This window comes from Streptomyces aureoversilis, from assembly GCF_042657885.1.
Lineage (GTDB): Bacteria > Actinomycetota > Actinomycetes > Streptomycetales > Streptomycetaceae > Streptomyces > Streptomyces aureoversilis.
The window spans coordinates 49,563-75,582 of sequence record NZ_JBHSKJ010000023.1 but is presented as its reverse complement, the minus strand read 5'-3'; the positions used below and the strand labels follow the sequence as shown (position 1 = coordinate 75,582).

Below are 26,020 nucleotides of genomic sequence, written 5' to 3'. Positions count from 1 at the left end.
CGGTGGTCGCCACCGCTGCGTTGCCGTTCACACGCGGCCTCGCTTGCGGTCGCCCCGCCAGGCGAGGAAGACGGCGACGGGGGTGAGGAGGGTGGCGGCGAGCAGCCAGAAGAACAGGAAGGGCAACCCCATGACCGTGGGCCGCACCCGGTCGGCGAGCGGGAGCGTGCCGAGGAAGAGCACGTACGGAATGAGCAACCACAGCAAGGTGGGACGTTTCAACACGGGGCGACCCTAACCGGGCCGGGTGCCGGCCCGGCGGCGCTAACCCCCCAGCCCCCTGGTCAGACCGTAGATGCACAGCCCCGCCAGCGCCCCCACCACCGTGCCGTTGATGCGGATGAACTGCAGGTCCCGGCCGATGTGGGCCTCGATCTTCCGGGACGTGTGCTCCGCGTCCCAGCCCGCGACCGTGTCCGTGATGAGCGACGTGATCTCGTCGCGGTACGTCGTCACGACGTAGACCGCCGCGTCCTCCAGCCACCCGTCGACCTTCTCCCGCAGCCGGTCGTCCGCGGCCATCCGCGAGCCGAGCGAGAGGATGCCGGCGCGCACGCGCAGCCGCAGCTCGCTGCGCTCGTCCTCCGCCGCGGCGACGATCATGGCGCGGACCGAGGCCCACACCGACGCGATGACGTCCTGCACCTCGCCCCGCCCCAGCAGGTCGGACTTCAGCCGCTCGACGCGCGCCCGCGTGTCGGTGTCGGACTGCAGGTCGCGCGCGAAGTCCCCGAGGAAGCGGTCGACGGCGCCGCGCGCCGGGTGGTCGGGCATGTCGCGCATCTCGATGGCGAACCGCAACAGCTCCTTGTAGACCCGCTCCCCGACCTTCCGGTCGACGAACCGCGGCGTCCACCCGGGCGCACCCCCCGTAACGGCCCCCATCACGGAGTCCCCGTGGGTGACGAGCCAGTCGTGGGCGCGGACGCACACCAGGTCCACGACCTTCCGGTGGCCGCCGTCCGCGACGACCTTCTCCAGCATGGCGCCGATGCCGGGGGCGACCTCGGCGGCGTCGGCGCGCCGGGTGATGGCCTCGCCGACGACGGCCTGCACGTCGGAGTCCCGCAGGACGGTGAGCGCGCCGCGCACGGCGGTGGCCAGCTCGGCGGTGACGCGGTCGGCGTGCTCGGGCCGGGCGAGCCAGGCGCCGAGGCGGGAGGCGATGCCGACGGCCCGCAGCCGGACCCGCACCACCTCGCCGGAGAGGAAGTTCTCGCCGACGAAGTCTCCGAGGCTCTGACCGAGCTGGTCCTTCTTGGTGGGGATGATCGCGGTGTGCGGGATGGGCAGGCCCATCGGGCGGCGGAAGAGCGCGGTGACGGCGAACCAGTCGGCGAGGGCGCCGACCATGCCGGCCTCGGCCGCCGCGGCCACGTAGCCGGCCCAGGCCCCCGCGCCCGCCGACTGGGACCACTTCGCGAGCCCGTACACCAGTGCGACCGCGAGCAGGAGCCCCGTCGCGAGGGCCTTCATCCGGCGCACTCCGCGGCGTTTCTCCTCGTCGGCCTCGCTGTAGGTGAGACTGCCCAGCGGAGCGGGCATCACCCGTTCGGCGGTACCCGCATCCTCACTCGGCGACCGTTTCATCCGCACCACCCGTTCCAGCCGACTTCCGTGCATTGTCCTTACCCGGCCTACTCCTGGAACGGACCGGGAGTTCCCCGCGTCTGACAAGTCGCATGTGACACGTTGCGTGACCCATCGGGCCGACGGGCGACCCCCGAGGCCACCGTGGGATCATGGAACGGCGATCGGACCGCGAGGGCGCTGTTGCTGATCAGTCGCTGTTTCCGTCCCCGGTTCCGCTTCCGCACCCGGAGCTGCTCGCTCCGCCTCTTCCAGGAGACACCCGCATGAACAGGCCACCCCTGCCCCGCGGCACGGCCTACGCCGTCCTCGCCGCGCTGGCGGCCGTGGTGATCATCGTCTCGACCGCGATATTCATCGGGGTCGGCGGTCAGGACGGACAGGCCGTCACCAGCCGGCACGAGAGCCACCCCTCCGCCGAGCCCGCCGCCTCCGGGGAATGGGTCGGCTCCTGGGCCACCGCCCCCGCCTTCGGCGAGGCGAACCCCGCCAAGGGCGTCGCGGGGATGTCGGTCCGCAACGTGGTCCGCACCAGCATCGGCGGCACGGGCGCCCGCATCCAGCTCTCCAACCTCTACGGCAACCGGCCGCTCGCCGTCACCCACGCCTCGCTCGCCCTCGCCGCGACCCCCGGCTCCCCCGCGGCCGCGCCCGGCAGCATGCAGCGCCTGACCTTCGCCGGGCAGCCCACGGTCACCGTCCCGGCCGGCGGCTCCCTGCTCAGCGACCCGGTCCGGATGGCCGTGCCCGCCGCGGCGGACCTGCTCGTCACCACGTACACGCCGGTCTCCTCGGGCCCGGTCACCTACCACCCGCACGCCCGGCAGTTCTCCTTCATCGCGCGCGGCGACCACACCGAGGAGCCCCTCGGCACCGCCTACACCACGAAGACGCCGTACTGGCGCTACCTGACGGCCGTGGACGTGTGGACCCAGGAGGCGCACGGCGCGGTCGTCGCCCTCGGCGACTCCATCACCGACGGCGTGACCTCCACCGCCGGCGCCAACCGCCGCTGGACGGACTACCTGGCCGCCCGGCTGCGCACGGAGAACGGCGCCCCGCGCTACGGCGTCCTCAACGAGGGCATCAGCGGCAACCGCATACTGCTGAGCAACTCGGCCGCGCCGATGCCGAACAACCCCAGCGGCCTCTCGCGCTTCGACCGGGACGTGCTCGGCCGGACCGGCGCCCGCGTCGTCGTCGTGGCGCTCGGCATCAACGACATCCTGCGCAGTCCGCAGGTGCAGGACCCGCAGCAGATCGTGGGCGGCCTGCGCTCGATGGTGCAGCGGGCGCACGCGCGCGGCCTGCGGGTGGTCGGCTCGACGCTGATGCCGTTCGGCGGGCACAAGGGCGCGGTGGAGCGCCAGGAGAGCACGCGCCAGAGCGTCAACGAGATCATCCGGGCCGGCGGCGTCTTCGACGCGGTCGTGGACTTCGACCGGACGCTGCGGGACCCGGCGGCTCCCGAGCGGCTCCTTCCGGCCTACGACTCCGGGGACCACCTGCACCCGAGCGACGCGGGGTACGAGGCGATGGCGCGGGCGATCGACCTGGAGAGCCTGAAGGGGCAGGCGGCGGCCGCGCTGTGACCCGCCGGGGGCTCCCGGCTCCCGGCTCCCCGTAAGCGCCTTACTCCAGCGGCCTGCGCCGCTCCTCGCGGTCCAGGCGCCGCTGCTCGCGCCGCTCCTCGCGGAGCCTCCTGCGCTCCTCCCGCGTGACCTTCCGCTCCACCCCCACCCCGCCCCAGAAGGCGAAGCCGGTGACGCGCACCCGCGGCGAGCCCGGGGTGCCGGGACCGGAGGCCTTGTCGTCGAAGCCGCCCATGATGCCGATGCCGCCGACGTGCACGTCCAGGTCCGGCGGCACGGTGATCTGCATGCCACCCATGATCGCGATGCAGCGGATGACGATCTCGCCGTCCTCGAAGCGCGCCTCGCGCAGGTCGATCTCGCCGCCGCCCCAGAAGGTGAAGGCGGTGAAGCTGCGGGGCACCGTCCAGGCGCCGCGGCGCTGGAAGCCGCCCATGACGCCGATGGCCACCGTGCCGCTCGCGGGGCCGCCGATGCGGTCCGCCCAGTCCTGCTGCACCGGCGCGGTCGCGCCCGCGGGCTTGGTGAGGGAGACGGCGGCGGCGGGGGCCGGCAGGTCGCGCACGAGCGGCTCCAGGTCGCCGTGCGTCCGTGCCTTGTAGGCCGCTTCCAGCCGTTCCTCGAACTCCTCCATGGTCAGCCGGCCCTCGGCGACGGCCTCGCGCAGGGCCTCGGCCACACGCTCCCGCTCCGCGTCGGAGGCCCTCATGTCAGGAAGTTCGCTCATCATACGAACAGCGTAGCGAGCGGAAGAATCGATTCAGGGCGTTGCGCGAGAAGGGACATTCACCGCAACGGCCCCGCCGGGGCGCATCTCGTACCGCATCCGGTCGTTGAACCTCGGCAGCGTCGGCCCCGGTTTTCACCCCCCGGAGTGGCCGGCGCCTGGCCCGGACGGCCGAGCCGGGCCTGCCCGGTGTGCGGAACGTGCCATGGCGCGGAACGCATGATGCGACAGTGTTCGACGGGATGTACGACGTGTACGAAGCACAGCGGACCGCCCGACACGAGACCGCGCCGCCGTGACCGAACCAACGGCGGCGGCCGAGGAGTCCCTACAGACATGAGCGACGAGCACGCACAGCGGGCCGCCGGGGGCGGCCGTGGCGCACCGGCGGGCTGGGCGCCCAGGGAGACCGGCGGCCCGGGGCGCGGCGGGCACGGCGGCCGGCCCGGAACGCCGGGACGGCCGGACCGCCCCGGCAACGGCAACGGCCGCCGCCGCACCGGCTGGCGGCGCCTCCTGCCCACCTGGCGGATGGTGCTGGGCGCCTTCCTGCTCCTCGTCCTCCTCGTCGCGGGCGGCCTCATCGCCGGCTACACGCTCGTGCAGATCCCCGCCGCCAACCAGGCCGCGGTCGCCGAGAGCAACGTCTTCCTCTACGCCGACGGCAGCCAGCTCGCGCGCGACGGCGAGGTCAACCGAGAGAGCGTGCCGCTCAGCAAGGTGCCCCGCACCGTGCAGCACGCCGTGCTCGCCGCCGAGGACCGCGACTTCTACTCCGAGTCCGCCGTGAACCCCGAGGCCATGCTGCGCGCCGCCTGGAACACCGTCACCGGGAAGGGCAAGCAGTCCGGCTCCACCATCACCCAGCAGTACGTGAAGAACTACTACCTGGGCCAGGAGCAGACCATCACCCGCAAGGTGAAGGAATTCTTCATCGCCATCAAGCTGGACCGCGAGGAGAGCAAGGACGACATCCTCGAAGGATATTTGAACACCAGTTACTTCGGCCGCAACGCCTACGGCATCCAGGCCGCCTCCCAGGCGTACTACGGCAAGGACTCCGACAAGCTGAACACCGCCGAGGGCGCCTACCTCGCCACGCTCCTCAACGCCCCGAGCCTGTACGACGTCGGAGCCCACCCCGAGAACCAGGCGCGCGCCACCGCCCGCTGGAACTACGTCCTCGACGGCATGGTCAAGAAGAAGTGGCTGAGCCAGGACGAGCGCAACGCCATGAAGTTCCCCACCCCCGGCAAGGCGCGGGCGCGGCTGGGCATGTCCGGCCAGCGCGGCTATCTGGTGGAGGCGGTCAAGGACTACCTCACCAGCAACAAGATCGTCGACGAGCAGACGCTCGCCCGCGGCGGCTACCGCATCACCACGACCATCGAGAAGAAGAAGCAGGACGCCTTCGTCGGCGCCGTGCAGAAGCAGCTGATGGACGAGCTCAGCGACAACCGCACGGTCGACCGGTACGTACGGGCCGGCGGCGCCTCCATCGACCCGCGCACGGGCCGGGTCGTCGCCCTCTACGGCGGCATCGACTACACCAAGCAGTTCGTCAACAACGCCACCCGCCGCGACTTCCAGGTCGGCTCCACCTTCAAGCCGTTCGTCTTCACCGCTGCGGTCGCCGACGACGCGTCCACGCAGGACGGGCGCACCATCACCCCGTACACGCTCTACGACGGCACGAACAAGCGCCCCGTGCAGGGGCCGGGCGGGCCCGTCGGCTACGCCCCCGCCAACGAGGACGACATCTCCTACGGGCGGATCACCGTCACCAAGGCCACCGACCTGTCCGTCAACGCCGTCTACGCCCAGATGGCGCAGGACGTCGGCCCGGCCAAGGTCAAGGACACCGCCGTCGCCCTCGGCATCCCCGAGAACACCCCCGACCTGACCGCCACCCCCTCCATCGCGCTCGGCGTCGCCAACGCCAGCGTCCTGGACATGACCCAGGCGTACGCGACGCTCGCCAACCACGGGCGGCACGGCGCGTACACCCTGGTCGACAAGGTGGCCAAGGGCGCCGAGATCGTCCCGCTGCCGGGCAAGGACGTGAAGCAGGCCGTGACGCGCACGGCCGCCGACACCACGACCTCGATCCTGGAGAGCGTCGTCGAGAACGGCACCGGCCGGGGCGCGCAGGCCGCGGGGCGGCCCGCGGCGGGCAAGACCGGCACCGCCGAGGACGACAAGGCCGCGTGGTTCGCGGGCTACACCCCCGACCTCGCGACGGTCGTCGCCGTGATGGGGCAGGACTCCGACACCGGCGAGCACAAGTCCCTCTACGGGGCCGCCGGGCAGGCCCGCATCAACGGCGGCGGCTTCCCCGCCGACATCTGGGCCGCCTACACCGCGGCCGCCCTCCGGGGCACTTCCGTCAAGGACTTCGACCTGGAGCTGGAGAGCGGCGCCCGCATCCCGACCATGGAGCCGCCGGTCACCTCGGCGCCGCCGGAGGTCCCCGCGCCGCCCACGTCGCCGGCGCCGCCGCCCGGGCCGCCCACGCCGTCGTTCCCGCCGCTGCCGCCGACCGGGCCGCCTCCGGGCTTCCCGACGGGGCCGCCGTCACCGCCGTCGCTGCCGGGGTTCCCCACGTTCATCCCGAACGAGCCGAAGGACGGGCACGGGGTCGGCGGGCTGGACCGGGACCTGCTGGGCGACTACTGACGAGCGGCGGGCCGGGGCACCCCCGGCCCGCGGCCGGTCAGTGGCCCGAGGTCGCCTTCAAGCCCACCACCGCGACCAGCAGCAGCACGATGAAGAAGATCCGCGCGGCCGTGGCCGGCTCGCCCAGGACCAGCATGCCCAGGACCGCCGCACCGGCCGCGCCGATGCCGACCCACACGCCGTAGGCCGTACCGATGGGGAGGGACTTCGCCGCCTGCGACAGCAGCAGCATGCTGGCGGCGATACCCGCGATGGTGAACACGCTCGGCCACAGCCGGGTGAACCCTTCGGTGAACTTCATGCCGATCGACCAGCCGACCTCGAGCAGACCGGCGACGGCGAGCAGGACCCATGCCATGACGGCACCTCCGTGGACGAGATTCCAGGGGTGCGTCGTCTTGTCCTGACCCGGTACGGCGCGTCTCGTCGGGTTCCGACAACCGTACCAAAAGGGGCGTACTACAGATAGAGGCCCGTGGAGTCCTCCGAGCCCTCCAGCCGCTCCGCGGCCACGGCGTGCAGATCGCGCTCGCGCATCAGCACGTACGCCACGCCCCGGACCTCCACCTCGGCGCGGTCCTCGGGGTCGTACAGCACCCGGTCGCCCGGCTCCACCGTGCGCACGCTCTGCCCGACCGCCACGACCTCCGCCCAGGCCAGCCGGCGGCCAACCGCCGCCGTCGCGGGAATGACGATGCCGCCGGAGGACCGGCGCTCGCCCTCCGGGATGTCGGTCCGGACCAGCACGCGGTCGTGCAGCATCCGGATGGGCAGCTTGTCGTGGCTGGTGTTCGTACTCACGCAGACGACCGTACCCGCCCGCACCCGGCCCCGCGGCCACGGATCACGGATCCGCGGATGTGACCTACGCCCCGCGCCGCTTCGACGACACGGCGATCAGCCCGAGCACGCCCACCGCGACCATCGCCACCGGCACGATCCGGTCCAGCCGCGGAGCGCCCTCCTCCGTGGTGAAGCGCGCCTTCGCGTCCGACACCAGCCGGTGCGCCGCCGCACAGGCACGGCCCGCGGTGTGGTCCACCTTCGCGGCGACCTTCGCCTTCGCGTCGCCCACGATCGTGCTCGGGTGCATCCGCACGCCGATCTCGTCGAGCGTCACGGCGAGCTCGTTCCGCCTGCGGGCGATGTCCGCCTCGATCTGCGCAGGGGTCCTGGCATCCGACACCGCGCTGCCTCCGTCGTCTCGATAAGAGTGATGATGAGTGATGACGACAGTCTGTCAGCTCGCCGGACCCCGTGCCCCGCGGCACCCCCGATCGGGCCGGTGACTACGCTCGGGACGCAGGCCCACGACCCGAGGAGAGCCATGAGCGAGCGACTGCAGCCCGGCGACACCGCCCCCGCCTTCACCCTTCCCGACGCCGACGGCAACCCGGTCTCGCTCGCGGACCGCAAGGGCCGCAAGGTGATCGTCTACTTCTACCCCGCCGCCCTCACCCCCGGCTGCACCAAGCAGGCCTGCGACTTCACCGACAACCTCGACTTCCTCGCCGGGCAGGGCTACGACGTGATCGGCGTCTCCCCCGACAAGCCGGAGAAGCTCGCGAAGTTCCGCGAGAAGGAGAGCCTCAAGGTCACGCTCGTCGGCGACCCGGAGAAGAAGGTCCTGGAGGCGTACGGCGCCTTCGGCGAGAAGAAGCTGTACGGGAAGACCGTCACCGGGGTGATCCGCTCGACGGTGATCGTGGACGAGGAGGGCCGGGTCGAGCGTGCACTCTACAACGTGAAGGCCACGGGCCACGTAGCGAAGATCATCAAGGACCTGGGCCTGTAGGCAACGGTCCCGCTGGGATTCGCCGGGCCCGGCGAATCCCAGCGGGAGGGGGCGTCACTCGCCCTCCGCAGGAGCCTCCGCCTCGGGAAGGTCCAGGATCGCCTGCGCGCCCCCGCCCCGCGCCGTGCCGAACTCCAGCCGCGCCCCCAGCACCACCGCCTGGCCCACCGCGATCGTCAGCCCCAGGCCGTGCCCCGTGCCGCGTTCCGGCGCCGCCGTGCGGAACCGGCGCGGGCCCTGGTCCACCAGGTCCGGCGGATAGCCGTCACCGTGGTCGCGCACCACGATCCGGGTGCCCTCCACGGTGACCTCGATCGGCGGCTTCCCGTGCTTCGCCGCGTTGGCCAGGATGTTCACCAGGATGCGCTCCACGCGGCGGGCGTCCGTCGCCACGATGCGGCCCTCGCCGACCACCTCGACCGCCACGTCGTCGACCCCGCGCTGCCCCTGCGCCCGCTTGACGATCCCGCGCACCAGCGACGGCAGCTCCACCGCGTCCAGCTGGGCGCGCTCCCGGCCGGCGTCCAGCCGGGACACCTCCAGCAGGTCCTCCACCAGCACCCGCATGGTCTGCGCGCGCTCGCGCACCATCTCCACCGCCCGCGGGTGCGGCAGCAGCTCCGCCGACGCCACGAGCCCCGCCACCGGCGTCCGCAGCTCGTGCGCCACGTCCGCCGTGAACTCCCGCTCCGCCTCCACGCGCGCCGCCAGCGACGTCGCCATGTGGTGCACGGAGCGGCCCAGCTCCGCGACCTCGTCCCGGCCGCCCGCCGCCAGCGCCTCCGCGTCCGGCGGCTCGCCCGCCGCGATCCGCCGGGCCGCCGCCGCGCTCAGCCGCAGCCGCCGCGACAGGCTCTGCGCCACGAACCAGGCGACCACCGCCATCAGCGCCACCGTCGCGGCGCCCGCCACCAGCAGCGCCTTGTCCAGCGCCGTCATCAGCGGGTCCCGGTCCGGGTAGGGCGCCGACACCGACAGCACCTTGTCGCCGCCGACCGCCGTCGCCGCCCACACCCGCGGATCGTCCCCGTCGCTGATGTACGTACCCGAGCGGCCCCGCGCCACGGCCTGCGCCAGCGGGAACGGCAGCGCCGCGTCGTCCAGTTGGGCGCCCAGCGCGAGCGTGCTGTCGCGCTGGTAGATCTGCAGCGCCGAACTCAGCAGGTCGTCCTGGTAGGCCTGGGCCTGCCGGTCGCGCTCCGCCGTGGAGATGTGGTGCACGGCCAGGCCCAGCACCACGACGGCGAGCGCGGTGACGAAGGAGATCGCGAGGGCGATCCGGCCACGGATACCCATCACGCGATCGTGTACACCTCTTTCGCCTTCGCATGGGGGGTGGCGCCCGTGTAGCTGACCTCGATGCCCGTGAAGGCCATCATCCCGTCGACCTTCGTGACGTCGTACAGGCGCAGCCGCGCCGGGAAGGAGGCCGGGGAACCGCCGCCGGCCGCGCCCGAGACCAGCACCACGCCGGAGCCGTCCGCGCCGTCCGCGGAGAACGAGTCCCACTTGATGTCGCTGGCCACCACCCCGGCGTTCGAGCAGTTCAGCGTGATGATCTTCGGCTCCACGACCGGCCTGCCGACGCCGCACTCGCGCACGCCCGGCATCTCCCGCGGCGCGAGAGTCTCCGGCGTCGCCTCCGGTGTGTCCCGCGCGGGGTGGGCCTTCTGCGCGGCCGACGTCTTCGGGGCGTCGGCCACCGTGCCCGACCGCTCCTCGGCCTGGCTGAACCACACGCCGCCGAGCGCGAGCACCGTCACCGCCGCGAAGATCGCCAGGGCGGTGCGCATGCCGGGGCGACGGGGCGCAACACGGTCGGCCATCGGCCCTCTCTCTGGTCTTTCCGGTGTTCTCGGGTCCGGCTGAACGTCCCCGCTGTGAGGGACGGTGAAATCGGGCCGCGCGTTCCCTTCATGCCTATATCAGCTTCCGCGGCACGCCGGGCGCCGGGCGTGACCAATCTCCCTATCGGCAGGCGCACCGGTTTGAGCCGCGGCACAGCGCGCAGACGCAGGCCCGTACACATCGCGCGCAACCGTGAGGGGGCCGAGCCGTGCCCAACGGCAGCAGCACCGAGGCCGGGAACGCCGGACACGACCCGGCCGCCGTCAGACGCCACCCGGCTCTGTTCCGGGCCGTCGCCCGCCGCCGCAACCCGCGGCTGCGGCGCACGGACATCACCGTCACGGACGAGCGCACGGTCAGACGGGCGGTCAAGGCGGCGGCGCTCGGCAACGCCATGGAGTGGTTCGACTTCGGCATCTACAGCTATCTCGCCGTCACCCTCGGGAACGTCTTCTTCCCCTCCGGCAACGACACGGTGCGCCTGCTGTCCTCGCTCGCGACGTTCGCCGTGGCCTTCCTCGTCCGGCCCCTCGGCGGCATGTTCTTCGGCCCGCTCGGCGACCGGATCGGCCGCAAGCGCGTCCTGGCCCTGACGATGGTGCTGATGGCCTCCGGCACCTTCGCCATCGGCCTCATCCCGTCGTACGCGGCCATCGGCTTCTGGTCACCCGTGCTGCTGATCTGCTTCCGGATGCTGCAGGGGTTCTCCACCGGCGGCGAGTACGGGGGCGCCGCGACCTTCATCGCCGAGTACGCGCCCGACAAGCGCCGCGGCTACTTCGGCAGCTTCCTCGAATTCGGCACCCTCGCCGGCTACGTGGGCGCGGCCGGCCTCGTCACCGCCATGACCTCCGCGCTCGGCAGCGCCGCGATGACCGACTGGGGCTGGCGCATACCCTTCCTCGTCGCCGGCCCGCTCGGTCTCGTCGGCCTCTACCTGCGGATGAAGCTGGAGGACACCCCCGCCTTCCAGAAGCTGGAGGAGGACGAGGAGACCGGCGGCACCGAACTCAAGGAGATCTTCACCGCGCAGTGGGCCCGGCTGCTGCTGTGCGTCGTCCTGGCCGGGGCGTACGGCATCACCGACTACATGCTGCTGTCGTACATGCCGACGTACCTCACCGACCAGCTCGGCTACGACGACACGCACGGCCTGCTGATCCTGATCGCCACGATGATCCTGCTGATGGCCGTCATCACCTGCGTGGGCAGGCTCAGCGACCGGATCGGCCGCAAACCGCTGCTGATGGCGGGCCTGGGCGGCTTCGTCGCCCTGTCGGCACCGGCGTTCCTGCTGCTCAAACAGGGCGGCCTCGCGGCGGTCCTCGGCGGCATGCTGATGCTCGGCCTGCCCCTGGTGTGCCTCCTCGGCACCATGTCCGCCGTCCTCCCCGCCCTCTTCCCCACCCACGTCCGCTACGGCTCCCTGGCCATCGGCTACAACATCTCCACGTCCCTCTTCGGCGGCACGACCCCCCTGGTGATCACGGCCCTGATCCACGCCACGGGCAGCGACATGACGCCGGCGTTCTACACGGCGGGCGCGGCCCTGATCGGCATGGTCGCCGTCGCCTTCATGCGGGAAACGGCCCGTCAGCCCCTGGAGGGCTCACCGCCGGCGGTGGCGACGAAGGAGGAAGCGGAAGAGATCGTCACGTCCCGGTCCCCGGAGCCGAAGTTCTGACGGCCGGACCGGGATTCCGGCGGTCCGCACGGTCCGGGCCGCCGAGCGGGACCCGCCGTCCGGCGGCCGGTCCGGCGGGCTCGGCCCGATCCGCCTACAGGGCCGGCGGCCGGCCCGATAGCATGGTCAGCAGCTCGCGGCCGTGGTGGAATTGGCAGTCACGCTGGGTTTAGGTCCCAGTGGGGTAACACCCGTGAGGGTTCGAGTCCCTCCGGCCGCACGGACACCAAGGGCCGTCCCGCTCCGGCAGGACGGCCCTTTGGCACACCGTCAGCCCAGCAGCTCGCGCACCACCGGCACCAGGCCCCGGAACGCCTTCCCCCGGTGGCTGATCGCGTTCTTCTCGTCCGCCGTCAGTTCGGCGCAGGTGCGGGTCTCGCCGTGGGGCTGGAGGATGGGGTCGTAGCCGAAGCCGCCGCCGCCCGCCGGTTCGTGGCGGAGGGTGCCTTCCAGGCGGCCTTCGACCACGCGTTCCGTGCCGTCCGGCAGGGCCAGGGCCGCGGCGCAGGCGAAGTGGGCGCCGCGGTGTTCGTCGGCGATGTCGCCGAGCTGGGCGAGGAGGAGGTCGAGGTTGGCCTTGTCGTTGCCGTGGCGGCCGGCCCAGCGGGCGGAGAAGATGCCGGGGGCGCCGTTCAGGACGTCGACGCACAGGCCGGAGTCGTCGGCGACGGCCGGGAAGCCGGTGGCCCGGGCGAGGGCGTGGGCCTTGAGCAGGGCGTTCTCGGCGAAGGTGACGCCGGTCTCCTTGACGTCCGGGATCTCGGGGTAGGCGTCGGCGCCGACGAGTTCGACGTCGAGGCCGGCCGCCTCCAGGATGGCGCGGAGCTCGGTGACCTTGCTGGCGTTGCGGGTGGCGAGGATCAGGCGCTTCATGGGGTGATTATCCCGCCGCCCCCGCACACTCCCCCGCGTCCCGCCCCGCCCTACTTCGACGTGCACACCTTCGACAGTTCTCCCGCCGCGTCCGTCAGCGGCGTGAGGTCGGGGGTCCTGTCGTCCCGCAGGGCGTCGCGGACGTTCCCGACGGCCTTCTGGAGGTGGTCGAGGGCCTTGCCGACGTCGACGTTGCTCGTCTTGTCCTTGAGCTTCTTCGTGTCCTTCTCGAGGTTGTCGAGGATCTTGCCCGCGTTGTCGGTGTCGGTGGCCGTGTCGGTGACGCTGCGCTGGAGGTCGTCGACATCGTTCGATATCTCGATGCCGAGGCGGGCGCAGTCCACGGCCTTCTGGGCGGTGGAGCAGCCGGCCGCCAGCGGGACGGCGACGAGTGCTGCGGTGGCCAGTGCCAGTGCTGCCTTGCGTGCGGGCATGAGGGCCCCTCCCCTGTGAGAACCGCTACGGGCGCACGGCCCGGATTTCCGGCCGTACGCCCGTAGGAACGCTCCTGATCCCTCCGGCGGTTGCCTACAGCGTCGCCGCGAGTGCCTCGCGCTGGGCGGCGTCGAGTGCGGAGCAGCCCGTGACGGCGAGGTCGAGGATGGCGTTGAGCTCTTCGCGGGCGAAGGGCTCGGCCTCGGCGGTGCCCTGGACCTCGACGAAGCGGCCGTCGCCCGTGCAGACGACGTTCATGTCGGTCTCGGCGCGGACGTCCTCTTCGTAGCAGAGGTCGAGGAGGGGGACACCGTCGACGATGCCGACGCTGACCGCGCTGACCGTTCCGGTGAGGGGCTGGCGACCGTGCTTGACGAGCTTCTTGCCCTGGGCCCAGGTGATGGCGTCGGCGAGGGCGACGTAGGCGCCGGTGATGGCGGCGGTGCGGGTGCCGCCGTCGGCCTGGAGGACGTCGCAGTCGAGGACGATGGTGTTCTCGCCGAGGGCCTTGAAGTCGATGACGGCGCGCAGCGAGCGGCCGATCAGCCGGGAGATCTCGTGGGTGCGGCCGCCGATCTTGCCGCGGACGGCCTCGCGGTCGCCGCGGGTGTTGGTGGAGCGGGGCAGCATCGAGTACTCGGCGGTGACCCAGCCCTCGCCGGAGCCCTTGCGCCAGCGGGGGACGCCCTCGGTGACGCTGGCGGTGCAGAAGACCTTGGTGTCGCCGAAGGAGATGAGGACGGAGCCCTCGGCGTGCTTGCTCCAGCCGCGCTGGATGGTCACGGGGCGGAGCTGGTCGGGCGTGCGGCCGTCGATGCGAGACATGGTGATGAGCCTACTGGCATCGGGGGAGCGCGAAGGGCCCCGTTCCGGTTCGCAGCGGCAGCGTGCTCGGCGTCGTCGTGTCCGACGGCGGCGCGGGCGGTGTCGCGGGCGTTCCGGGGCGGGGCCCTCCGGCGGGAGCCTCAGTGGCTCACATCATGTCTTCGATCTCACCGGCGATCGGGTCGGCGTCGGTGCCGATGACGACCTGGATGGCGGTGCCCATCTTGACGACGCCGTGCGCGCCGGCGGCCTTGAGCGCGGCCTCGTCGACCAGCTCCGGGTCGGCGACCTCGGTGCGGAGACGGGTGATGCAGCCCTCGATCTCCTCGATGTTGTCGATGCCGCCGAGGCCGGCGACGATCTTCTCAGCCTTGCTGGCCATGTGCACTCCTGGTTGTCTTCGGCCCTTCGGCGGTACCACCGACCGGCTTCCACACGGTAAACCACGTTCAGCCCAACTATGCGGGCAGATGTCCGCCATCCGGCAAATGATGGCCTCACCCACCACCCCGCATAAGTGGTCTACACCAGTATGCGGCAAGCACCGAGTGGACCGCCGCCGGGGCGGCGGCCGGGAGGACGCAGATGACCACGGACGCCACGGCGGCACCGGCACCCGCACCGCGGCAGAGCCGCTGGCGCGAGCGCTGGCAGACCCTCTTCTCGAACCTGCAGAAGATGGGCCGCAGCCTCCAGCTGCCGATCGCGGTGCTCCCGGCCGCCGGCCTCCTGAACCGGCTCGGCCAGCCGGACGTCTTCGGCAAGGACGGGCTGGGCTGGACGGACGTGGCCAAGGTCTTCGCCGGCGCGGGCGGCGCGCTGCTGGACTCGGCGCTCGGCCTGCCGCTGCTGTTCTGCGTGGGCGTGGCGATCGGCATGGCGAAGAAGGCGGACGGTTCGACGGCGCTGGCCGCGGTGGTGGCCTTCCTCGTCTACTTCTCGGTGCTGCACCAGTTCCCGGAGGACTGCCCGCGGGAGACGACGTTCGGCGGGGCGGGGCTGTGGAGCGGGGTGTGCGTCTCGACGGGCGGCACGGCGGCGCCGGCGAGCTTCCAGAACCCGGGGGTCTTCGGCGGCATCGTGATCGGCCTGCTCAGCGCGTGGTTCTGGATGCGCTTCCACCGGGTGCGGCTGGTGGACTGGCTGGGCTTCTTCAACGGGCGGCGGCTGGTGCCGATCCTGATGTCGTTCGTCGCGCTGCTGTTCGCGGTGGTCTGCCTGTTCGTCTGGCCGCCGGTGGGCGACGCGCTGACGAGCTTCAGCAAGTGGCTGTCGGACCTGGGGTCGGCGGGGGCGGGCGTCTTCGGCGTCGCGAACCGGGCGCTGCTGGTGGTGGGCCTGCACCAGTTCCTCAACACGTTCATGTGGTTCCAGTTCGGCGACTACACGAAGCCGGACGGCACGGTGGTGCACGGCGACATCAACCGCTTCCTGGCGGGCGACCCGGCCGCGGGCCAGTTCACGACGGGCTTCTTCCCCATCATGATGTTCGCGCTGCCGGCGGCGGCGCTGGCGATCGCGCACTGCGCGAAGCCGCACCGGCGCAAGGCGGTGGCGGGCATGATGCTCTCGGTGGGCCTGACGTCGTTCGTCACGGGCATCACCGAGCCCATCGAGTACTCGTTCCTCTTCATCGCGCCGCTGCTGTACGTGGTGCACGCGCTGCTGACGGGCGTGTCGATGGCGGTGAGCTGGGGACTGGGGGTGCACGACGGGTTCAGCTTCTCGGCGGGCCTGATCGACTACGTGATCAACTGGGGGCTGGCGACCAAGCCGTGGCTGATCATTCCGATCGGGCTGTGCTTCGCCGTCGTCTACTACGTGATTTTCCGGTTCGCGATTACGAAGTTCGACCTGCCGACTCCGGGGCGTGAGCCGGAAGAGCTCGCGGAGGAGATCGAGCGCGGCAACGTGAAGGAGTAGCGGCAACGTGAAGGGCTAATCGCAGCCCGTCACCGAGAGAGCCCCCGGAGACCACCCGGTCCGGGGGCTTTTCCGTGCCCGGATCGGTGCCCGGATCTGCGCCCGGATCGGTGCCCGGATCCACGTCCGGATCTGTGTCCGAAGCCACGGAGAAGCACGGATTCCTTTATCCCGTACTCACGTGCTACAACAGGTCTAAACCACTGAGTGGTGTAGACCAAAAGCGGGCCGTCCCCCTTCCCCCGAGCGCCCGCCTCACCTGGAGGAATCCGATGAGTAAGAGCGCCAAGGCGGCAAAGGCGGCGCCTGACGACGCCGCTGCGCCGGAGAAGAAGAAGTTCGGCGCCGGCGCCATGGCGATTGCCCAGCGTATCGGCCGCAGCCTGATGCTGCCGGTCGCGGTGCTCCCCGCCGCCGCGCTGATGGTCCGCCTCGGCCAGGGCGACATGCTGGGCAAGGAGTCCCTCCCGGCGTTCCTCAACAAGATCGCCGAATTCATGTCCGCCGGCGGCGGCGCGATCCTCGACAACATGGCGCTGCTGTTCGCCGTGGGTGTCGCGATCGGCTACGCCAAGAAGTCGGACGGCTCGACGGCGCTGGCCGCCGTGGCCGGCTACCTGGTCTTCAGCAAGGTCCTGGGCACCTTCACCGACGGCAGCCTCCCGAAGAAGGAGGCCGTGGTCGACCACAAGGTCGCCATGGTGGAGCAGGCCGTCGACGCCAAGGTCCTCGGCGGTGTCGTGATGGGCCTCGTGGTCGCGCTGATATACCAGCGCTTCTACCGCACCAAGCTGCCGGACTGGGCGGGCTTCTTCGGCGGCCGCCGCCTGGTGCCGATCCTGTCGTCCTTCGCGGGTCTGCTCATCGGCGTCGCCTTCGGTTACATCTGGCCGGTGCTCGGCACGGGTCTGCACAGCTTCGGCGAGTGGCTGGTCGGCTCCGGCGCGGTCGGCGCGGGCATCTTCGGCGTCGCCAACCGCGGTCTGATCCCGGTCGGCATGCACCACCTGCTCAACTCCTTCCCGTGGTTCCAGGCGGGTTCGTACGAGGGCCCCAAGGGCACCGTCAACGGCGACATCGCCCGCTTCCTCGCCGGCGACCCGAACGCCGGCCAGTTCATGACCGGCTTCTTCCCGATCATGATGTTCGCGCTGCCGGCCGCCTGCCTCGCGATCGTGCACTGCGCCCGCCCCGAGAACCGCAAGGTCGTCGGCGGCATGATGTTCTCCCTCGCGCTCACCGCCTTCGTCACCGGCGTGACCGAGCCGATCGAGTTCACCTTCATGTTCGTCGCGCCGGTGCTCTACGCGATCCACGCGGTGCTGACCGGTGTCTCGATGGCCCTGACCTGGGCGCTCGGCATGAAGGACGGCTTCGGCTTCTCGGCCGGCGTCATCGACTTCCTGCTGAACCTGGGCATCGCCTCGAAGCCGTGGATGCTGGTCCTCGTGGGTCTGTGCTTCGCCGCGATCTACTATGTGGTCTTCCGCTTCGCCATCACGAAGTTCGACCTCAAGACCCCCGGCCGCGAGTCCGAGGAAGAGTCCGCCGAATTGAAGGCGTGACCTCGTAACCAACGGCAATACAAGCAGCTGCCCCCGGAATCCAATGGATTCCGGGGGCATTTGCTTGCGCATTTCCGGGTTTACGGAAAACGGAAAGGACCGGGGGTCAGAGCTCGTACACCGCGCCCGCACGGGCGAGTTCGACCGGCCCGTCGTAGACGGCTTGTGCGTCGCGGAGGTTGGTCAGCGGGTCCGTCCACGGCGGGATGTGGGTGAGGACCAGCCGGCCCGCACCGGCCCGCGCGGCGTGCTCGCCCGCCTCGCGGCCGTTGAGGTGGAGGTCGGGGATGTCCTCCTTGCCGTCGGTGAACGACGCCTCGCACAGCAGGAGGTCGGCGCCGTCGGCCAGGCCGTGCAGCTCCTCGCAGGGCCCGGTGTCGCCGGAGTAGACGAGCGCGCTGCCGTCGTGCTCGACGCGGAAGGCGAAGGCCTCCACGGGGTGGCGGACCCGGTCCGTGCGGACGGTCAGGGGGCCCAGGGAGAAGGTGCCGGGGGTGAGCGTGCGGAAGTCGAAGACCTCGCTCATGCAGGAGTCGTCGGGCACGTCCCCGTACGCCGTGGCCAGCCGGTGCTCGGTGTCCCGCGGGCCGTAGACCGGGATGGCCTCAGCGCGGCCGCCCTCGTGCCGGTAGTAGCGGGCCACGAAGTAGCCGCACATGTCGATGCAGTGGTCGGGGTGCAGGTGCGAGAGCAGGATGGCATCGAGGTCGTAGAGACCGATGTGGCGCTGCAGCTCGCCGAGGGCGCCGTTGCCCATGTCGAGGAGCAGCCGGAAGCCGTCGGCCTCGACGAGGTAGCTCGAGCAGGCCGATTCCGTGGACGGGAACGACCCCGAGCATCCGACGACGGTGAGCTTCATGCGGGCCTGAACCTCCGTTGACTCGTGACGGGGGGCCATGCGGTCCGTCGAGCGTAAAGCGCGAACGGGACGGCCGCTCCTCCGCGAGGTGGGGTTGTGGCTGAAGTCACCGGTACGGACCCTTCTGGGCGGGCCCCCGCCCCGGGCCCGCCGGGGCCGGGGGCGGCCCTGCGGTCACGCCCAGAGCTGGCCGTGCAGCGCCTCGACGGCCGCCTCCGTGGTGGGGGCCGTGTAGATGCCCGTCGAGAGGTACTTCCAGCCGCCGTCGGCCACGACGAAGGCGATGTCGGCGCTCTCCCCGGCGCGTTCGGCCTTGCGGGCCACGCCGAGGGCGGCGTGCAGGACGGCGCCGGTGGAGACGCCCGCGAAGATGCCCTCCTCGGTGAGGAGCTCGCGCGTGCGGCGCACGGCGTCCTCGGAGCCGACCGAGTAGCGCGTGGTGAGGACGGAGGCGTCGTAGAGCTCGGGGACGAAGCCCTCGTCCAGGTTGCGCAGGCCGTAGACGAGGTCGTCGTAGCGGGGCTCGGCGGCGACGATGCTCACGCCGGGCTTGTGCTCGCGCAGGTAGCGGCCGACGCCCATGAGCGTGCCGGTGGTGCCGAGGCCGGCGACGAAGTGGGTGATCTCGGGGAGGTCGGCGAGGATCTCCGGGCCCGTGCCGGCGTAGTGGGCACCGGCGTTGTCGGGGTTGCCGTACTGGTAGAGCATCACCCAGTCGGCGTGCTCGGCGGCGAGCTCCTTGGCGACGCGGACGGCGGTGTTGGAGCCGCCCGCGGCGGGCGAGGAGACGATCTCCGCGCCCCACATGGCGAGCAGCTGCCGCCGCTCCTCGCTGGTGTTCTCCGGCATGACGCACACGATGCGGTAGCCCTTGAGGCGGGCCGCCATCGCCAGCGAGATGCCGGTGTTGCCGGAGGTGGGCTCGAGGATGGTGCAGCCGGGGGTCAGCCGCCCGCTCCGCTCCGCCTGCTCGATCATGTGCAGGGCGGGGCGGTCCTTGACCGAGCCGGTGGGGTTGCGGTCCTCCAGCTTGGCCCAGACGCGGACCGACTCGGACGGGGAGAGCCTGGGCAGCCGCACCAGCGGGGTGTTGCCGACCGAGGCCAGGTGGCTGTCGTAACGCATGCGCCGGGCCGCTCAGACCATTCCGCCGGCGACGGCCGGGAGGATGGTGACGCTGTCGCCGTCGCCGAGCTCGGTGCCGATGCCGGCGAGGAAGCGGACGTCCTCGTCGTTGAGGTAGACGTTGACGAAGCGGCGCAGCTCGCCGGACTCGTCGACGAGGCGCTCGCGGATGCCCGCGTGGCGGGTCTCGAGGTCCTTGAAGAGCTCGTCGATGGTGGCACCGCTGCCTTCGACGGCCTTCTTGCCGTCGGTGTAGGTGCGGAGAATGGTCGGGATGCGGACCTCGATGGCCATGATGTGGCTCCTGTCGGCGTGCGGGTGGGGCACCTGGGGCGATCGTATCGATTCCGTGTGCGGCCGCCGGAAGTTCGTACCGGCATACGGACAGCGGCGGGCCGCCGGAGGCCCTGGGCTCAGTAAGCAGGCACCACGGTGACGTCCTCCTCGGTCACCTGGCCGTCCACTATGCGGAACGAACGGAACTGGAAGGGGCCCTCGCCGTCGGTGTCGGCGGTGGACACCAGCACGTAGTGGGCGCCGGGCTCGTTGGCGTACGAGACGTCCGTGCGGGAGGGGTAGGCCTCGGTGGCCGTGTGCGAGTGGTAGATGACCACGGGCTCCTCGTCCCGGTCGTCCAGCTCGCGGTAGAGCCTGAGCAGGTCCGCGGAGTCGAACTCGTAGAACGTGGGCGAGCGGGCGGCGTTGAGCATCGGGACGAACCGCTCGGGGCGGTCGCTGCCGGCCGGCCCCGCGACCACGCCGCAGGCCTCGTCGGGGTGGTCCGCGCGGGCGTGCGCGACGATCCGGTCGTACAGGTCCTGGGTGATGGTCAGCATGCGCCCCAGGATAGGCACGCGGGGATCGCCGGGGTAAAGCGAAGGGCCCGCCCGTACCGAGGAGTGGTACGGGCGGGCCCGGATGCCGGACAGTGCGGGTCCGGCGGGTCAGGTGTCAGGCCGTCAGGCGACCTGCTCGACCTTCTGCTCGGCCTCGACGGCCTGCGTGTAGTCCTTGCGCTCGAAGGCCTGCGGGTTGCGGGCCTTGAGGAAGAGGTAGGACACCCACATGATCGCCGCCCAGACGGGGGCGCAGTACAGCGAGACCCGCGCGTTCTCGTCGAGGCCCATCATCACGATCACCATGAAGATGAAGCCGAGGGCGAAGAGGCTGGTCCACGGCGCGCCGGGGGCGCGGAACGGGGACTGCGGGAGCTCGCCGCGGTTGGCCTTGCGGCGGTAGCGGAGCTGGGCCACGAGGATCATGATCCAGGCCCACATGCCGGAGATGGTCGCGAAGGAGACGACGTAGTCGAACGCCTTGCCCGGCCACTGGTAGTTGATCCACACGCCGACGAGCATCAGCGCGGCGGAGAAGGTGGTGCCGCGCAGCGGCAGGCCGCCCTTGGTCAGCTGGCCGAAGAACTTCGGGCCCTGGCCGTTGAGCGAGAGGTCGCGCAGCATGCGGCCGGTGGAGTACATGCCGGAGTTGCAGGACGACAGCGCCGCCGTGAGGACGACGAAGTTGACGATGCCGGCGCCGGCCGGCAGACCGATCTTCTGGAAGGCGGCCACGAACGGGCTCACGCCGGGCATGAACTCGCCCCACGGGACCACGGCCAGGATGATGATCAGCGCGCCGATGTAGAAGACCGCGATGCGCCACGGCACGGTGTTGATCGCCTTGGGGAGCGTCTTCTCCGGGTCCTTGGCCTCGCCCGCGGTGACGCCGACCAGCTCGACGGCGAGGAAGGCGAACATCACGATCTGCAGGGTCATCAGGGTGCTGCCGATGCCGTGCGGGAAGAAGCCGCCGTCGTTCCAGAGGTTGGCCACGGTGGCGGTGTCACCGGCGTCGGAGAAGCCGATCGTCAGCACGCCGATACCGATGAGGATCATGCCGATGATGGCGGTGACCTTGACCATCGAGAACCAGAACTCCAGCTCACCGAAGAGCTTCACGGAGATCAGGTTGGCGAAATACAGGATGACGGTGAAGACCAGTGCGGACACCCATTGCGGGATGTCCTTGTCCCAGTACTGCACATAGGCCGCCGCGGCGGTCACCTCGGTGATTCCGGTGACGACCCAGAAGAGCCAGTACGTCCATCCGGTCACATAGCCCCAGAAGGGGCCGAGGAACTCCCGGGCGTAGTCCGAGAAGGAGCCCGACACCGGGCGGTACATGAGCAGCTCGCCGAGCGCTCGCATGATGAAGAAGATGACCAGGCCCGCTATCGCATAGGCCAGGATCAGGCTCGGGCCGGCCTTGGAAATGGCCTTCCCCGCGCCGAGGAAGAGGCCGGTGCCGATGGCGCCACCAATGGCGATCATCTGAATCTGCCGGTTACCGAGTCCCCGCTCGTAACCCTCGGAAGCCGCGTTGCCGCTTCCCTTGTGGCCCGGTTCCGCGACTGCGTCCGCGGTACGGGCCGCGACCTGCTCAGAGGTCATGGTGGTGCGCCTTTCTCCATACCGATCCGGTTGCTCCGGATCGGGTTCCGATCCCCCCGGATGGAGTCCTGCGAGTGCCGACGGTCGGCCGGCTCAGCGCTCCCGCCGTGAACATGGGTGGCGTCACGGAGGCAGGTCGGCAAGATGTATCACGAGTGGCCGGTAGATCGTCTGAATGGCGATCATGGCCGGGTGATGCGCACCACAAAGAAATGCGGACAACAAGGAAAAGGGTAGGCAAAAGCCGCCACTACGGTGATCCGATCGTTATCCGGACTTGATTGTTCCCTGAGCGGACGTCCGGACGCATTTGATCGATCAGCCGATAAGTGCCTCTACCAGCGATTCCTGCAGGCCACCGAGCCAGAGATAGGCCATCACCATCGGCTTGCGCGGATCCTCGTCCGGCAGCCGGAGCAGCACCTCGCTGTCGTCGTCATGGGCGATTTCCAGCCGCGCCCCGATGGCCAGCCGGAGGTCGTTGAGCGCGCCCAGCCAGCGCCGGCAGTCCTCGGGCGCGAGCCTCAGGACGGCGGCGTCGTCCCCGGCGTCTCCGGCGACGGTGAGCGAGTCGAGCGAGCGGACGACCGCGAGGGCGTCCTCGCGCTTGCGGTCGCGCAGGTCGTTCTCGGTGTAGCGGCGGAATTCGGCGGCGTGCGCGCGCTCCTGCGGGTCCTGCTCGGCACCCGGCTCGCCGTAGGCGTCGGGGAAGAGCCGGGCCAGCGCGGGATCGGACGGCGGCTCGCTCGGGCCCTCGGCGAAGAGGCGCGCGAGCGGATCGGCGCCCTCGGGGCCGGCGGACTCGTCGCCCGGGCCGATCAGCTCCAGGAGCTGCACGGCCAGGCTGCGCAGGATGGAGACCTCGACCTCGTCCAGGGCCACGGCGGCCCCGCCGCCGGACAGCGGCTCGAAGTGGCCGGCCATCAACGGTCCTGCGACAGCGTCGCCCACAGCCCGTAGCCGTGCATCGCCTGCACGTCGCGCTCCATCTCTTCGCGGCTGCCGCTGGAGACGGTGGCGCGCCCCTTGTGGTGGACGTCGAGCATCAGCTTGCGGGCCTTGTCCTTGGGATAGCCGAAGTACGCCTGGAAGACATACGTCACATAACTCATGAGGTTGACGGGGTCGTTGTGGACCAGCGTGACCCAGGGGACGTCGGGCTCGGTCACCGCGTACGGGGACTCGCTCGACTCGGGGCGTTCGATCTCGACCGGTGCAACACTCACGTTTCCCATGCTGCCACTCGCGGGGGCGCGATGCACAAAGGGGGGTACCGCCCGGCCGCGCGTCGAGGGCTCGCCCGGCCGCGCCCCCGAGAAATCGTCAAACTGACGAGATTGGGGGTAGCATCTGGTTCCATGAACGCTGCGGACTTGAGGCTGCCGGTGGACGTTCCGTCGACGGCCCTCTTCACCGACCGGTACGAACTCACGATGCTGCAGGCCGCGCTGCGCTCCGGCACCGCCGACCGCCGCTCGGTCTTCGAGGTCTTCACCCGCCGGCTCCCCGAGGGACGCCGCTACGGCGTCGTGGGCGGCACGGGCCGGGTCCTGGACGCCGTGGAGAACTTCCGCTTCGACAGCGGCGTGCTGGACTTCCTCGCCGCCCAGCGGATCGTCGACGAGCCGACCCTGGCCTGGCTCGCCGGCTACCGCTTCCGCGGCGACATCTGGGGCTACCCCGAGGGGGAGGTCTACTTCCCCGGCTCGCCGATCCTGCGCGTCGAGGGCACCTTCGCCGAGGCGGTGCTGCTGGAGACCGTGATCCTGTCGATCCTCAACCACGACTCGGCCGTCGCCGCCGCGGCCTCCCGGATGGCCGTGGCCGCCGGGGACCGCCCGCTGATCGAGATGGGCGCCCGGCGCACCCACGAGCTCGCGGCCGTGGCCGCCGCCCGCGCCGCCTACGTCGGCGGCTTCACCTCCACCTCCGACCTCGCGGCAGGCTTCCGCTACAGCATCCCGACCGTCGGCACCAGTGCGCACGCCTTCACGCTGCTGCACGACAGCGAGCGCGACGCCTTCACCGCCCAGGTCGACTCGCTCGGCGGCGGCACGACCCTGCTCGTGGACACCTACGACGTCACCGAGGCCGTCCGGACCGCCGTGGAGATCGCCGGGCCGGAGCTCGGCGCCGTCCGCATCGACTCCGGCGACCTGCTGCTGCTCGCGCACCGGGTGCGGCAGCAGCTGGACGACCTGGGCGCCACGAAGACGCGGATCGTCGTCACCAGCGACCTGGACGAGTACGCCATCGCCTCGCTCGCCGCGGCCCCCGTCGACGCCTACGGGGTGGGCACGCAGCTGGTGACCGGCAGCGGGCACCCCACGTGCTCGATGGTCTACAAGCTCGTGGCCCGCGCGGACGAGGCCGGGCCGGACGCCCCGCTGCGGCCGGTCGCCAAGAAGTCCATGGGCGGCAAGACCTCCATCGGCGGCCGCAAGTGGGCCGCGCGCCGGCCCGACGCGGACGGGGTGGCCGAGGCCGAGGTCGTCGGTACCGGCGCGGTACCGGACGGGCTCGCGGACCACCAGCTGATCACCGAGCTCGTCCGCGGCGGCGAGGTCGTCGCCCGCGAGCCCCTGGACGCCGCACGGGACCGGCACGCCGCGGCCCGGGCGCGGCTCCCGCTCTCCGCCACCCAGCTCTCGCGCGGTGAGCCGGTGCTCCCCACCGAGTACCTCTGACGCTCCCCGCGCGCCCGGTGGGCCTCCCCCGCTCCGGGTCCCTCTCCCATTGCGCAACGGAAGTCACTACCCTCGGTCACAGAGAGGCGATCCGCACTGTCGGCCGAGGGCCCTTCCACAAAGGATCCGCATCATGCAGCGTGCACTGATCATCGTCGACGTGCAGAACGACTTCTGCGAGGGCGGCAGCCTCGCAGTCGCCGGCGGCGCCGACGTGGCCGCGGCCATCACCGACCTCGTCGGCGAGGCCACGCCCGGATACCGGCACATCGTCGCCACGCGCGACCACCACATAGACCCCGGCGCGCACTTCTCCACCGAGCCGGACTACGAGAACACCTGGCCGCCGCACTGCGTCGCCGGCACGGAGGGGTCCGGGTTCCACCCGAACTTCTCCCCGGTGATCGCCTCCGGGGCGATAGACGCCGTCTTCGACAAGGGGGCGTACGCGGCCGCGTACAGCGGGTTCGAGGGCACCGACGAGAACGGGGTGTCCCTGGGGGACTGGCTGCGCGAGCGGGGCGTCACGGAGGTCGACGTCGTCGGGATCGCCACGGACCACTGCGTGCGGGCGACCGCGCTCGATGCGGCGCGGGAGGGGTTCTCGACCCACGTGCTGCTCGACCTCACGGCGGGGGTTGCTCCGGGGACGACGGAGAAGGCGCTCGGGGAGCTCCGCGACGCGGGGGTCGAACTGAGCGGGAAGCCGGTCGTTCAGACGGGGTAACGTCCCCGCCGGGCTCGGCTCGGCACCGCCGGAGGCGCCGACGGTGGCTGATCGCCGTCGCGGCCGGGGAAAAGCCCCGGACCCACCCCTTCACCGCTTCCTGGGGGCAAGCCCCCAGCCCCCGGAATCCCGGGGCGAAGCCCCGGACATCTTCCGCCGCAACGGCGCGCAACCACCGTCGGCGTATCCGGCGGTGCCGGGCCGGGGCGAGCCCCGCCGCAGCGAAGCCGGGCGCAGCCCGCTACGCCGCCGGAGCCCTGCGCAGCAGGGTGCGTATGCCGTGCCACGACTCCGTGTCGTCGTCCGGCGCCTCGCGCCAGACCAGGCCGTCGGGATGGTGGAGCACCGCCGTTATCTCGTCCGGCGTCGGCGGCTCGGTGTTGCCGCGGAGGTAGACGGCCCGCAGGCCCAGGTTCCGCAGGCGTGTCAGCGCCCGTGCCCGGTTCGCGGCGTGCACCAGGACCCGGACGCGGGCCCCGGGCGAGGCGCCCCCGCCGGGCGGGCCCGGAAGGTACAGCGCCACCACCACACTGCCGCCCGGCAGCTTGCAGAAACCACCGCCTGCCATGCCCGTGTCACCTCTCCCCGGGCCGGGGTGTCAATAACAGCGTCACGGCAGTCATCTAAACGCGATCGGCC

General features: G+C 71.3%; 28 protein-coding genes, 1 tRNA gene and 1 riboswitch. Of the genes, 9 read left to right on the top strand and 20 right to left on the bottom strand.

Annotation, left to right across the window (positions count from 1 at the left end; all coding sequences use genetic code 11):
* Positions 1–27: 27 nt before the first annotated feature.
* On the bottom strand, positions 28–225 hold the full coding sequence (locus tag ACFPP6_RS31005; RefSeq protein ID WP_382049467.1) for a DUF3311 domain-containing protein: 198 nt from the start codon (positions 223–225) through the stop codon (positions 28–30).
* Positions 226–264: 39 nt separating this feature from the next.
* Positions 265–1,545: a DUF445 domain-containing protein gene (locus tag ACFPP6_RS31000; protein WP_382049465.1), complete on the bottom strand. Its 1,281-nt coding sequence runs from the start codon at positions 1,543–1,545 to the stop codon at positions 265–267.
* Between the two features lie 311 nt (positions 1,546–1,856).
* Here ACFPP6_RS31000 and ACFPP6_RS30995 point away from each other — a divergent pair, with 311 nt between their 5' ends.
* Positions 1,857–3,182 (top strand): SGNH/GDSL hydrolase family protein, encoded by a 1,326-nt coding sequence (locus ACFPP6_RS30995; RefSeq protein WP_382049463.1) that lies wholly within the window; start codon positions 1,857–1,859, stop codon positions 3,180–3,182.
* Positions 3,183–3,222: 40 nt separating this feature from the next.
* On the opposite strand, the gene ACFPP6_RS30990 is transcribed toward ACFPP6_RS30995, so the two are convergent.
* On the bottom strand, positions 3,223–3,912 hold the full coding sequence (locus ACFPP6_RS30990; RefSeq protein ID WP_382049461.1) for a DUF1707 SHOCT-like domain-containing protein: 690 nt from the start codon (positions 3,910–3,912) through the stop codon (positions 3,223–3,225).
* Between the two features lie 333 nt (positions 3,913–4,245).
* On the opposite strand from ACFPP6_RS30990, the gene ACFPP6_RS30985 reads away from it, so the two are divergent.
* Entirely contained in the window at positions 4,246–6,585 is a 2,340-nt protein-coding gene (locus tag ACFPP6_RS30985; protein ID WP_382049459.1) for a transglycosylase domain-containing protein, read from the top strand.
* 37 nt (positions 6,586–6,622) lie between these two features.
* Here the strand turns inward: ACFPP6_RS30985 and ACFPP6_RS30980 are convergent, their stop codons facing one another.
* The 3 genes from ACFPP6_RS30980 to ACFPP6_RS30970 form a co-directional block, all read right to left on the bottom strand.
* Entirely contained in the window at positions 6,623–6,943 is a 321-nt protein-coding gene (locus ACFPP6_RS30980; protein ID WP_058044297.1) for a DMT family transporter, read from the bottom strand.
* A 29-nt stretch (positions 6,944–6,972) separates the two neighbouring features.
* Positions 6,973–7,035, bottom strand: a riboswitch (guanidine-III (ykkC-III) riboswitch).
* 9 nt (positions 7,036–7,044) lie between these two features.
* On the bottom strand, positions 7,045–7,347 hold the full coding sequence (locus tag ACFPP6_RS30975; RefSeq protein ID WP_058046871.1) for a GroES family chaperonin: 303 nt from the start codon (positions 7,345–7,347) through the stop codon (positions 7,045–7,047).
* Positions 7,348–7,450: 103 nt separating this feature from the next.
* The gene (locus ACFPP6_RS30970) at positions 7,451–7,771 is read right to left on the bottom strand and encodes a DUF3618 domain-containing protein (protein WP_336013461.1); all 321 of its coding nucleotides are present in this window, start codon (positions 7,769–7,771) and stop codon (positions 7,451–7,453) included.
* Positions 7,772–7,912: 141 nt separating this feature from the next.
* Between ACFPP6_RS30970 and bcp the strand changes: the two genes are divergently transcribed.
* Positions 7,913–8,380, top strand: coding sequence for a thioredoxin-dependent thiol peroxidase (gene bcp / locus ACFPP6_RS30965; protein ID WP_382049457.1), 468 nt, complete (start codon positions 7,913–7,915; stop codon positions 8,378–8,380).
* A 54-nt stretch (positions 8,381–8,434) separates the two neighbouring features.
* Here bcp and ACFPP6_RS30960 read toward each other — a convergent pair whose 3' ends face one another.
* Together ACFPP6_RS30960 and ACFPP6_RS30955 are read right to left on the bottom strand one after the other, a co-directional pair.
* On the bottom strand, positions 8,435–9,676 hold the full coding sequence (locus ACFPP6_RS30960) for a sensor histidine kinase (RefSeq protein ID WP_382049455.1): 1,242 nt from the start codon (positions 9,674–9,676) through the stop codon (positions 8,435–8,437).
* Entirely contained in the window at positions 9,676–10,206 is a 531-nt protein-coding gene (locus ACFPP6_RS30955; protein ID WP_382049453.1) for a hypothetical protein, read from the bottom strand. Before ACFPP6_RS30955 ends, ACFPP6_RS30960 begins: the two co-directional genes overlap by 1 nt.
* A 230-nt stretch (positions 10,207–10,436) precedes the next feature.
* Between ACFPP6_RS30955 and ACFPP6_RS30950 the strand changes: the two genes are divergently transcribed.
* Both ACFPP6_RS30950 and ACFPP6_RS30945 read left to right on the top strand, forming a co-directional pair.
* Positions 10,437–11,912, top strand: coding sequence for an MFS transporter (locus ACFPP6_RS30950; RefSeq protein ID WP_382049451.1), 1,476 nt, complete (start codon positions 10,437–10,439; stop codon positions 11,910–11,912).
* Between the two features lie 136 nt (positions 11,913–12,048).
* Positions 12,049–12,132, top strand: a tRNA-Leu gene (locus ACFPP6_RS30945).
* A 50-nt stretch (positions 12,133–12,182) separates the two neighbouring features.
* Here the strand turns inward: ACFPP6_RS30945 and rdgB are convergent.
* From rdgB to ACFPP6_RS30925, 4 genes are all read right to left on the bottom strand, one after another.
* On the bottom strand, positions 12,183–12,785 hold the full coding sequence (rdgB, locus tag ACFPP6_RS30940; protein ID WP_382049449.1) for an RdgB/HAM1 family non-canonical purine NTP pyrophosphatase: 603 nt from the start codon (positions 12,783–12,785) through the stop codon (positions 12,183–12,185).
* Positions 12,786–12,835: 50 nt separating this feature from the next.
* On the bottom strand, positions 12,836–13,219 hold the full coding sequence (locus ACFPP6_RS30935; protein WP_382049447.1) for a hypothetical protein: 384 nt from the start codon (positions 13,217–13,219) through the stop codon (positions 12,836–12,838).
* Between the two features lie 94 nt (positions 13,220–13,313).
* Positions 13,314–14,045, bottom strand: a complete 732-nt coding sequence (gene rph / locus ACFPP6_RS30930; RefSeq protein ID WP_168092813.1) for a ribonuclease PH — start codon at positions 14,043–14,045, stop codon at positions 13,314–13,316.
* A gap of 148 nt (positions 14,046–14,193) precedes the next feature.
* The gene (locus ACFPP6_RS30925; protein WP_030369451.1) at positions 14,194–14,427 is read right to left on the bottom strand and encodes a PTS sugar transporter subunit IIB; all 234 of its coding nucleotides are present in this window, start codon (positions 14,425–14,427) and stop codon (positions 14,194–14,196) included.
* 203 nt (positions 14,428–14,630) lie between these two features.
* Here ACFPP6_RS30925 and ACFPP6_RS30920 point away from each other — a divergent pair, with 203 nt between their 5' ends.
* A complete protein-coding gene (locus ACFPP6_RS30920) occupies positions 14,631–15,968 on the top strand; it encodes a PTS transporter subunit EIIC (RefSeq protein WP_382049444.1) in 1,338 nt (445 codons plus the stop codon).
* A gap of 272 nt (positions 15,969–16,240) precedes the next feature.
* Positions 16,241–17,533, top strand: coding sequence for a PTS transporter subunit EIIC (locus ACFPP6_RS30915; RefSeq protein ID WP_058044286.1), 1,293 nt, complete (start codon positions 16,241–16,243; stop codon positions 17,531–17,533).
* A 106-nt stretch (positions 17,534–17,639) separates the two neighbouring features.
* Here the strand turns inward: ACFPP6_RS30915 and ACFPP6_RS30910 are convergent, their stop codons facing one another.
* The 7 genes from ACFPP6_RS30910 to clpS form a co-directional block, all read right to left on the bottom strand.
* Positions 17,640–18,392, bottom strand: a complete 753-nt coding sequence (locus ACFPP6_RS30910) for an MBL fold metallo-hydrolase (protein WP_382049442.1) — start codon at positions 18,390–18,392, stop codon at positions 17,640–17,642.
* Between the two features lie 174 nt (positions 18,393–18,566).
* Positions 18,567–19,517: a PLP-dependent cysteine synthase family protein gene (locus tag ACFPP6_RS30905; protein WP_382049441.1), complete on the bottom strand. Its 951-nt coding sequence runs from the start codon at positions 19,515–19,517 to the stop codon at positions 18,567–18,569.
* A gap of 12 nt (positions 19,518–19,529) precedes the next feature.
* Positions 19,530–19,811: a MoaD/ThiS family protein gene (locus tag ACFPP6_RS30900; protein ID WP_382049439.1), complete on the bottom strand. Its 282-nt coding sequence runs from the start codon at positions 19,809–19,811 to the stop codon at positions 19,530–19,532.
* 119 nt (positions 19,812–19,930) lie between these two features.
* Positions 19,931–20,353, bottom strand: coding sequence for a M67 family metallopeptidase (locus ACFPP6_RS30895; RefSeq protein WP_382049437.1), 423 nt, complete (start codon positions 20,351–20,353; stop codon positions 19,931–19,933).
* 123 nt (positions 20,354–20,476) lie between these two features.
* Positions 20,477–21,967 carry an amino acid permease gene (locus tag ACFPP6_RS30890; RefSeq protein WP_382049435.1) on the bottom strand — a complete coding sequence of 497 codons (1,491 nt, stop codon included), beginning with the start codon at positions 21,965–21,967 and terminating at the stop codon, positions 20,477–20,479.
* Positions 21,968–22,285: 318 nt separating this feature from the next.
* Positions 22,286–22,891, bottom strand: coding sequence for a DUF2017 domain-containing protein (locus ACFPP6_RS30885; RefSeq protein ID WP_382049433.1), 606 nt, complete (start codon positions 22,889–22,891; stop codon positions 22,286–22,288).
* Positions 22,891–23,202, bottom strand: a complete 312-nt coding sequence (gene clpS, locus ACFPP6_RS30880) for an ATP-dependent Clp protease adapter ClpS (protein WP_382049431.1) — start codon at positions 23,200–23,202, stop codon at positions 22,891–22,893. Before clpS ends, ACFPP6_RS30885 begins: the two co-directional genes overlap by 1 nt.
* 123 nt (positions 23,203–23,325) lie before the next feature.
* Between clpS and ACFPP6_RS30875 the strand changes: the two genes are divergently transcribed.
* Both ACFPP6_RS30875 and ACFPP6_RS30870 read left to right on the top strand, forming a co-directional pair.
* On the top strand, positions 23,326–24,654 hold the full coding sequence (locus tag ACFPP6_RS30875; RefSeq protein WP_382049429.1) for a nicotinate phosphoribosyltransferase: 1,329 nt from the start codon (positions 23,326–23,328) through the stop codon (positions 24,652–24,654).
* Positions 24,655–24,787: 133 nt separating this feature from the next.
* A complete protein-coding gene (locus tag ACFPP6_RS30870) occupies positions 24,788–25,381 on the top strand; it encodes an isochorismatase family protein (RefSeq protein ID WP_382049427.1) in 594 nt (197 codons plus the stop codon).
* A 241-nt stretch (positions 25,382–25,622) separates the two neighbouring features.
* On the opposite strand, the gene ACFPP6_RS30865 is transcribed toward ACFPP6_RS30870, so the two are convergent.
* Positions 25,623–25,949 carry a hypothetical protein gene (locus ACFPP6_RS30865; RefSeq protein ID WP_058044276.1) on the bottom strand — a complete coding sequence of 109 codons (327 nt, stop codon included), beginning with the start codon at positions 25,947–25,949 and terminating at the stop codon, positions 25,623–25,625.
* Between the last annotated feature and the right edge of the window lie 71 nt (positions 25,950–26,020).

Bases quoted from the DNA above. Each gene is read 5' to 3' on its own strand.
- ACFPP6_RS31000 (WP_382049465.1), bottom strand. From the start codon at position 1,545: ATGCCCGCTCCGCTGGGCAGTCTCACCTACAGCGAGGCCGACGAGGAG.
- ACFPP6_RS30995 (WP_382049463.1), top strand. From the start codon at position 1,857: ATGAACAGGCCACCCCTGCCCCGCGGCACGGCCTACGCCGTCCTCGCC.
- ACFPP6_RS30990 (WP_382049461.1), bottom strand. From the start codon at position 3,912: ATGATGAGCGAACTTCCTGACATGAGGGCCTCCGACGCGGAGCGGGAG.
- ACFPP6_RS30985 (WP_382049459.1), top strand. From the start codon at position 4,246: ATGAGCGACGAGCACGCACAGCGGGCCGCCGGGGGCGGCCGTGGCGCA.
- ACFPP6_RS30980 (WP_058044297.1), bottom strand. From the start codon at position 6,943: ATGGCATGGGTCCTGCTCGCCGTCGCCGGTCTGCTCGAGGTCGGCTGG.
- ACFPP6_RS30975 (WP_058046871.1), bottom strand. From the start codon at position 7,347: ATGCTGCACGACCGCGTGCTGGTCCGGACCGACATCCCGGAGGGCGAG.
- bcp (WP_382049457.1), top strand. From the start codon at position 7,913: ATGAGCGAGCGACTGCAGCCCGGCGACACCGCCCCCGCCTTCACCCTT.
- ACFPP6_RS30960 (WP_382049455.1), bottom strand. From the start codon at position 9,676: ATGGGTATCCGTGGCCGGATCGCCCTCGCGATCTCCTTCGTCACCGCG.
- ACFPP6_RS30955 (WP_382049453.1), bottom strand. From the start codon at position 10,206: ATGGCCGACCGTGTTGCGCCCCGTCGCCCCGGCATGCGCACCGCCCTG.
- rdgB (WP_382049449.1), bottom strand. From the start codon at position 12,785: ATGAAGCGCCTGATCCTCGCCACCCGCAACGCCAGCAAGGTCACCGAG.
- ACFPP6_RS30935 (WP_382049447.1), bottom strand. From the start codon at position 13,219: ATGCCCGCACGCAAGGCAGCACTGGCACTGGCCACCGCAGCACTCGTC.
- rph (WP_168092813.1), bottom strand. From the start codon at position 14,045: ATGTCTCGCATCGACGGCCGCACGCCCGACCAGCTCCGCCCCGTGACC.
- ACFPP6_RS30925 (WP_030369451.1), bottom strand. From the start codon at position 14,427: ATGGCCAGCAAGGCTGAGAAGATCGTCGCCGGCCTCGGCGGCATCGAC.
- ACFPP6_RS30920 (WP_382049444.1), top strand. From the start codon at position 14,631: ATGACCACGGACGCCACGGCGGCACCGGCACCCGCACCGCGGCAGAGC.
- ACFPP6_RS30915 (WP_058044286.1), top strand. From the start codon at position 16,241: ATGAGTAAGAGCGCCAAGGCGGCAAAGGCGGCGCCTGACGACGCCGCT.
- ACFPP6_RS30910 (WP_382049442.1), bottom strand. From the start codon at position 18,392: ATGAAGCTCACCGTCGTCGGATGCTCGGGGTCGTTCCCGTCCACGGAA.
- ACFPP6_RS30905 (WP_382049441.1), bottom strand. From the start codon at position 19,517: ATGCGTTACGACAGCCACCTGGCCTCGGTCGGCAACACCCCGCTGGTG.
- ACFPP6_RS30900 (WP_382049439.1), bottom strand. From the start codon at position 19,811: ATGGCCATCGAGGTCCGCATCCCGACCATTCTCCGCACCTACACCGAC.
- ACFPP6_RS30895 (WP_382049437.1), bottom strand. From the start codon at position 20,353: ATGCTGACCATCACCCAGGACCTGTACGACCGGATCGTCGCGCACGCC.
- ACFPP6_RS30890 (WP_382049435.1), bottom strand. From the start codon at position 21,967: ATGACCTCTGAGCAGGTCGCGGCCCGTACCGCGGACGCAGTCGCGGAA.
- ACFPP6_RS30885 (WP_382049433.1), bottom strand. From the start codon at position 22,891: ATGGCCGGCCACTTCGAGCCGCTGTCCGGCGGCGGGGCCGCCGTGGCC.
- clpS (WP_382049431.1), bottom strand. From the start codon at position 23,202: ATGGGAAACGTGAGTGTTGCACCGGTCGAGATCGAACGCCCCGAGTCG.
- ACFPP6_RS30875 (WP_382049429.1), top strand. From the start codon at position 23,326: ATGAACGCTGCGGACTTGAGGCTGCCGGTGGACGTTCCGTCGACGGCC.
- ACFPP6_RS30870 (WP_382049427.1), top strand. From the start codon at position 24,788: ATGCAGCGTGCACTGATCATCGTCGACGTGCAGAACGACTTCTGCGAG.
- ACFPP6_RS30865 (WP_058044276.1), bottom strand. From the start codon at position 25,949: ATGGCAGGCGGTGGTTTCTGCAAGCTGCCGGGCGGCAGTGTGGTGGTG.